The organism is Nocardia sp. NPDC004260 (genome assembly GCF_053603155.1).
Genome location: NZ_JBSGEZ010000174.1, coordinates 1 through 4,557 on the forward strand (window position 1 = coordinate 1; position 4,557 = coordinate 4,557).

General features: G+C 67.5%; 9 protein-coding genes. All 9 read right to left on the bottom strand.

Annotated features, from left to right (window positions below; all coding sequences use genetic code 11):
* The coding region (locus ACWEO7_RS38155; protein WP_452430561.1) for a hypothetical protein at positions 1-362 on the bottom strand (362 nt) is incomplete at its 3' end.
* Complete coding sequence (locus tag ACWEO7_RS38160) at positions 359-826, bottom strand: hypothetical protein (protein ID WP_452430562.1); 468 nt, start codon at positions 824-826, stop codon at positions 359-361. The genes ACWEO7_RS38160 and ACWEO7_RS38155, both read right to left, overlap by 4 nt.
* Positions 823-1,137 carry a hypothetical protein gene (locus ACWEO7_RS38165; RefSeq protein ID WP_452430564.1) on the bottom strand — a complete coding sequence of 105 codons (315 nt, stop codon included), beginning with the start codon at positions 1,135-1,137 and terminating at the stop codon, positions 823-825. The genes ACWEO7_RS38160 and ACWEO7_RS38165 overlap by 4 nt, the downstream gene beginning before the upstream one ends.
* Entirely contained in the window at positions 1,137-1,481 is a 345-nt protein-coding gene (locus ACWEO7_RS38170) for a hypothetical protein (protein WP_452430565.1), read from the bottom strand. The genes ACWEO7_RS38165 and ACWEO7_RS38170 overlap by 1 nt, the downstream gene beginning before the upstream one ends.
* Positions 1,478-2,434: a DNA cytosine methyltransferase gene (locus ACWEO7_RS38175; RefSeq protein WP_452430567.1), complete on the bottom strand. Its 957-nt coding sequence runs from the start codon at positions 2,432-2,434 to the stop codon at positions 1,478-1,480. The genes ACWEO7_RS38170 and ACWEO7_RS38175 overlap by 4 nt, the downstream gene beginning before the upstream one ends.
* Positions 2,431-2,838 carry an HNH endonuclease gene (locus tag ACWEO7_RS38180; protein ID WP_452430569.1) on the bottom strand — a complete coding sequence of 136 codons (408 nt, stop codon included), beginning with the start codon at positions 2,836-2,838 and terminating at the stop codon, positions 2,431-2,433. Before ACWEO7_RS38180 ends, ACWEO7_RS38175 begins: the two co-directional genes overlap by 4 nt.
* Positions 2,835-3,200, bottom strand: coding sequence for a hypothetical protein (locus ACWEO7_RS38185; protein WP_452430571.1), 366 nt, complete (start codon positions 3,198-3,200; stop codon positions 2,835-2,837). Before ACWEO7_RS38185 ends, ACWEO7_RS38180 begins: the two co-directional genes overlap by 4 nt.
* Positions 3,197-3,748, bottom strand: a complete 552-nt coding sequence (locus tag ACWEO7_RS38190) for a hypothetical protein (protein WP_452430573.1) — start codon at positions 3,746-3,748, stop codon at positions 3,197-3,199. The genes ACWEO7_RS38185 and ACWEO7_RS38190 overlap by 4 nt, the downstream gene beginning before the upstream one ends.
* A partial coding sequence (locus ACWEO7_RS38195; RefSeq protein ID WP_452430575.1) for an AAA family ATPase occupies positions 3,745-4,557 on the bottom strand: 813 nt, incomplete at its 5' end. The genes ACWEO7_RS38195 and ACWEO7_RS38190, both read right to left, overlap by 4 nt.

Genomic DNA, 4,557 nt, shown 5'->3' on the forward strand with positions numbered 1-4,557 from the left:
GTGAGTGGGTCACGGTCGGCCAGCCCGTAACTGCCGCTCTTTCCGCATAGGCCTTCTCGCCGGATCATCGGCGCCACACAGCCACGGCCGCGCTGCTGACTCTCGTAGCGGGGCAAATCACGCCGGATCTGGTCTTTCACCCACCAGCCCGCTTGCGCCACGTCGGCGTCCCCGCGGGCCAATGCGCCCACCAGGTGCCACCACGACCACCCCTTGGGTCGGCGCACCTTCTCCATCTGGCGGCGGACTACCTCGTCCAGCGCAAGGGCGAGCAGCAACAGGTCTCCGGTCAGGTCCGGGTCTGCGAGCATCTGGCGACGGCGCTGGTCGAACTCCATGATCGCCTTCAGGTCGGTGCTCATCGCGAGCCCCCGATCTCGAACAGCCCCGGCTCATCCCCGCCCACCCGAGGCGCATCCGTCGGTGCCACGATCTCCACCCGCAACCCGGCGATCCGTGCCCGGTCCACGCAATCCCACGTGCCCCGAGACAGAGACCGGGCACCCGGAAGAGGGGCCGCCAGCACGAGATCGGCTCCGAGGTCGACCATCTCCTGATTGCGGATCGGCCCAGCGGCTTTGCCGTAGCGTTCCCAGTCCGCGGGGTGCACTTCCTCTACCGCCCGGTAGCCGGGGTCGCAGACCGGATGCTGGCACCACACATGCGTGTGATGGTCGCCGCCGGTGCGGCAGCCGCCGTGCACGACCGTGACCACGCCGCCGTTGGGCAGGCAGTTCGTGATCGCTGACCCGATCGCGCCCCACAGGGCGTGGGGGTTGGGCCAGGTACGGGAGCTGGTGATGAGGAGACGGAAGGTGTCGGTCATGACGCCTCCCCCTTCTTCTTCAGATCCGCCTCATCCCGCTCCCGCCAGGCGTTGGCGTGTCGTCGGCACAGCCGCAGATTCGGGCCGCCCTTGAACGTCCTGCGGACCTTCGTCTGCATCCGTGGCCCGAACTTCCCTCGGGTCTCGTGCTGCACCGCGACGCATTCCTCGCAGGGGAGTTGGGATTTAGACTCGGCGTAGCGCGCCTTCTCCTCCGGGCTGGAGCGGTAGGCGGGGACGCTGTACAGCTGTGACAGCGGGGCGGAGTTCACGGGGCTCACGTCCGGCCACAGCGGTTCGTTGCGTGCCATTACGCTTCTCCTTCCGGGTTGATGGCCAGCGCGTACTGATCACCGCACTCGGACGGGACGACCACGAGCTCGCGGCCGTGCACCCGATCCAGGTACGCCCTCGCCTCATGCCCCACCACATCCGGCCGGGACGAATCCGCCTCCGCCCGCTCGTACGGAGACAGGCGCCGGCCACAGTCCCCCGGACGTATCACCCGGCCGCACAGGCAGTACGTCCGGTCGTTGGCGGGGTTGTAGAGCACGCCCTCATGGCGGGCGTCGATGCAGCGGTAACGGTTCTCCACCTCGAAGGGGAAGGCTGGGGGATGGAAGGTGGTGGGGCGCTGGCGGAAGATTGCGGTCATGACGCCGCTCCTTCGAGGTGGACAGCGATTCGGCGGGCAAGGAACTCGGCCACGGGGACGGCCACCGCATTGCCCACCTGCTTGAGGACCTCCGCCCGGTTCCCCACCCACTGATAGGAGTCCGGAAACCCCTGCGCCCGTGCGCGCTCGGTGTTGGTGAGCATCCGGTGAAACACCCCGTCCGCGGTGACGGTGGCGACCGCGTGATGGTTCCCGCCCGCGGTCACCGTGGCGAGCGGATGCCGATCCGCCCGCCGGGGTTTCGCGTTGCGCCGGTACATCACCAGATGCGGCACACCCGGTTCAGTGATCTGCTCGATCTGCGGGGACACATACAGCCGCCGCGTGACCGGCCGGCCCGGATCCGGATCCAGAATCGACGTAGCGGGAGGGGTTTGCACCGCAGGCAGTGACAGGTCTACGCCCCCGTCGCGGGTGAACACCCCGAACCAGCGGCGCCGCACCTGAGCCACCGCACCCGGTACCGCCGCGGCATCCAACACCACCGTCTGATGCCGGTACCCGAGAGCGGCGAGACCGTCCAGCCACCAACGGAACAGGGTCCAGCGGGTGAACTCCTCGACGTTCTCCACCACGATCGCCTCGTACTGGTGAACTTCCGCGGCGGCGATCACCGCGAAAGCGGTGGCCCGGTCGATCGCGCCCGTGTCCTGCCGCAGCCGCTCCACCTCCGCGGGAGGCTGCTTACGTCCACCGGAGCGGGCGTGCCACACACACGACGGGGACGCCCACAGTGCGGTGGTTCGGGGGAAGATGCGGAAGTCGGTCTCCGACAGGTTCGCGGTGAAGTGCTCGACGTCCGGGTGGTTCTTCTGGTGAGTCGCCACAGCGACGGGCCAGTGGTTGGCGCACGCCTTCACCTGTTGGCCAGCGCGGCGGATCCCCACGCTCGAACCACCGCCTCCGCTAAATAAGTCGATCCAGTCGATCACTGCTCACCCCCAATCGGCTCCACGCGGCCGTCATCCGTGAGCAGCACCCACCGGCCGCGGTACAGGAACCGGGACTCGGTGGGCGTCATCCACGGACGCAGATGCAGCCCTTCGGGTTCGGCGGCGTTCGGGTTGTGCTCAGCGAAGCCGTGGCATCCGCGAACCCCGTCCCCGCAGAGCGCGACGCAGTTGGAGGCCGACCACGGCCCTCCCTGCCCCCTCTTCCAGCGGTGGTGTACCGACTGGGCGGGAGCGATACCGCAGCGTTCACATAGGCCACCGGAACGGGTGGTGAGGAGCTTGCGAGTGTTGGACTCGCCGGGGTTCTTCACGCGCTTGGCGCGGGGCTGGCGCTTCGGCCACGACTGCCGGACCACATCCCGGAGACGGGGATTAACGCTCATGCCCCACCGCCGTATCCGGCGAGGCGCATCGCTTCCATCGCCAGCTTCGCCCGAGTCTGCAACGCCGACCGCTCCGACGACCGCTCGTTCACAAGGTCGGCCGCGTATTTCACCTGAGCCTCGGCGAGGTCGCACTCCAGTTGCAGGCTCGCGGTCTCCTGATCGACATAGGCGGCCTTCATCTGCACGGTGCCCGCAGGGGCGTCGAAGGTCGCCTTGAACTTGGCGACACGCAGGGCATGGCGCTTGTGGGCCAGTTCCTCGCGCCACTTCTTCAGTTCGAGCGCGGCCTGGCCGCCGGTGGACTCCAGGCGGCGCAGACCGGCCTCGATCTCGAGCAGGTTGAACGGGTCCTCGATCACGACTCCACCTCCGCGCCGCCCGACCCGAGGTTCCACATCAACGAACGCACCTTGCGCACCGCGTCGTCGACGTTCCCCTCCCGCAGCAGCAGATCAACCTCCGCGAGATAGGCCACCACACGCCCGGCTGTCGAGTTCGCCAACGGGTCGGAGCCGATCAGGCGGCGAGCCTCCCCCAGGCGCTCATTCACTGCGCGCAACGCGCGTTCCCGCGGCCGCTTGCGTTCCTCGATCTCCCGCTTGGCATCGAGATACGCCTGCGAGACCCGGCCACTCGTACGCAACCGGCCGGGGTGCGCCTTGAGGGTGGCGTTGTCGTGGGCGTTCTGCTGCATGATCGACTGCTGAATGCTGACGAGCGTCTGCAACCAGCGGACACGGTTCTCTTTGCGGCGCAGGATCGCGTACTGCGGTCCAATGCCCTTGGGGTCTCGGAGGTCGGCATTAACCAGGCGCTCGAAGTTGCGGTCGTCATGCCAGCGCACATCCGAGACACCCCAGTCCTGGGCGGCCTGGAACGTCGGGCGTTCGGGGTGAATGGCGGTCATGACCCGGCCTCCGGGTTGCGCATCTTCACCTGGGAGGCGCGCTTGCGGATGAAGTCGCCCAACACTGTGGGGAACCCGCCGTCGTCCAACATCGGGGCGCCGTCGAGCTGATGGCCGGCGACTTCCTCGAACAGCTTCCGCAAGTCATCGACCGAGTCCAGTTCCAGCGCGCGGTCGCGGTACTCCGACACCGTCGGCAGCTGCTTGCCCTCGGCCAGGAACTGCGCCACTTCCACCGCCAGCTCTATCCCCGGCTTCGTGTACGCGGCGCCGATGTCCACGCCCTCGATACGCGACTTCGACACCGTGAGGGTGTTCGACAGATCCAGGTCGCCGACGAGGTCGAACTCATGCTCGATCCCGTCACGCTGAACCGGCTTCAGCCCGACCCGGCGTGGCACCTGCTTACCGTTGTCGCCGACCTCCAGCACGTATTCGGTCTTCACCCGCAATGTTGCGATGATGTGGCCAGGGAAGGCGAGGATGGCGTCGAGCATCCGCTTCTCCTCCGGCCCGACGTCCTTCCAGCCTGAGGAGAACTTGCTTTTGACGCTGCGGCGGTCGACCTGTTCGAGCATCCCGTCGGTGCCCATCCAGTAGTGCGACAGGGAGTCGATGATGACGACGTCGAACCCGGCGCCCGCCGCCTTGCCGAGGTGATCGACCAGCGACAGCGGTGAATAGCTCGCGGGCTTCATGGTCTTGAAGTGCCAGCCGTTGCGCCCCACATACTTCGACGCCGATCCACGCTCGGTGTCGATCACCGCGACGTTCTCGCCCAGCCCGAACGCCAGCATCAGCGCCGTGTA

Bases quoted from the DNA above. Each gene is read 5' to 3' on its own strand.
- ACWEO7_RS38160 (WP_452430562.1), bottom strand. From the start codon at position 826: ATGACCGACACCTTCCGTCTCCTCATCACCAGCTCCCGTACCTGGCCC.
- ACWEO7_RS38165 (WP_452430564.1), bottom strand. From the start codon at position 1,137: ATGGCACGCAACGAACCGCTGTGGCCGGACGTGAGCCCCGTGAACTCC.
- ACWEO7_RS38170 (WP_452430565.1), bottom strand. From the start codon at position 1,481: ATGACCGCAATCTTCCGCCAGCGCCCCACCACCTTCCATCCCCCAGCC.
- ACWEO7_RS38180 (WP_452430569.1), bottom strand. From the start codon at position 2,838: ATGAGCGTTAATCCCCGTCTCCGGGATGTGGTCCGGCAGTCGTGGCCG.
- ACWEO7_RS38190 (WP_452430573.1), bottom strand. From the start codon at position 3,748: ATGACCGCCATTCACCCCGAACGCCCGACGTTCCAGGCCGCCCAGGAC.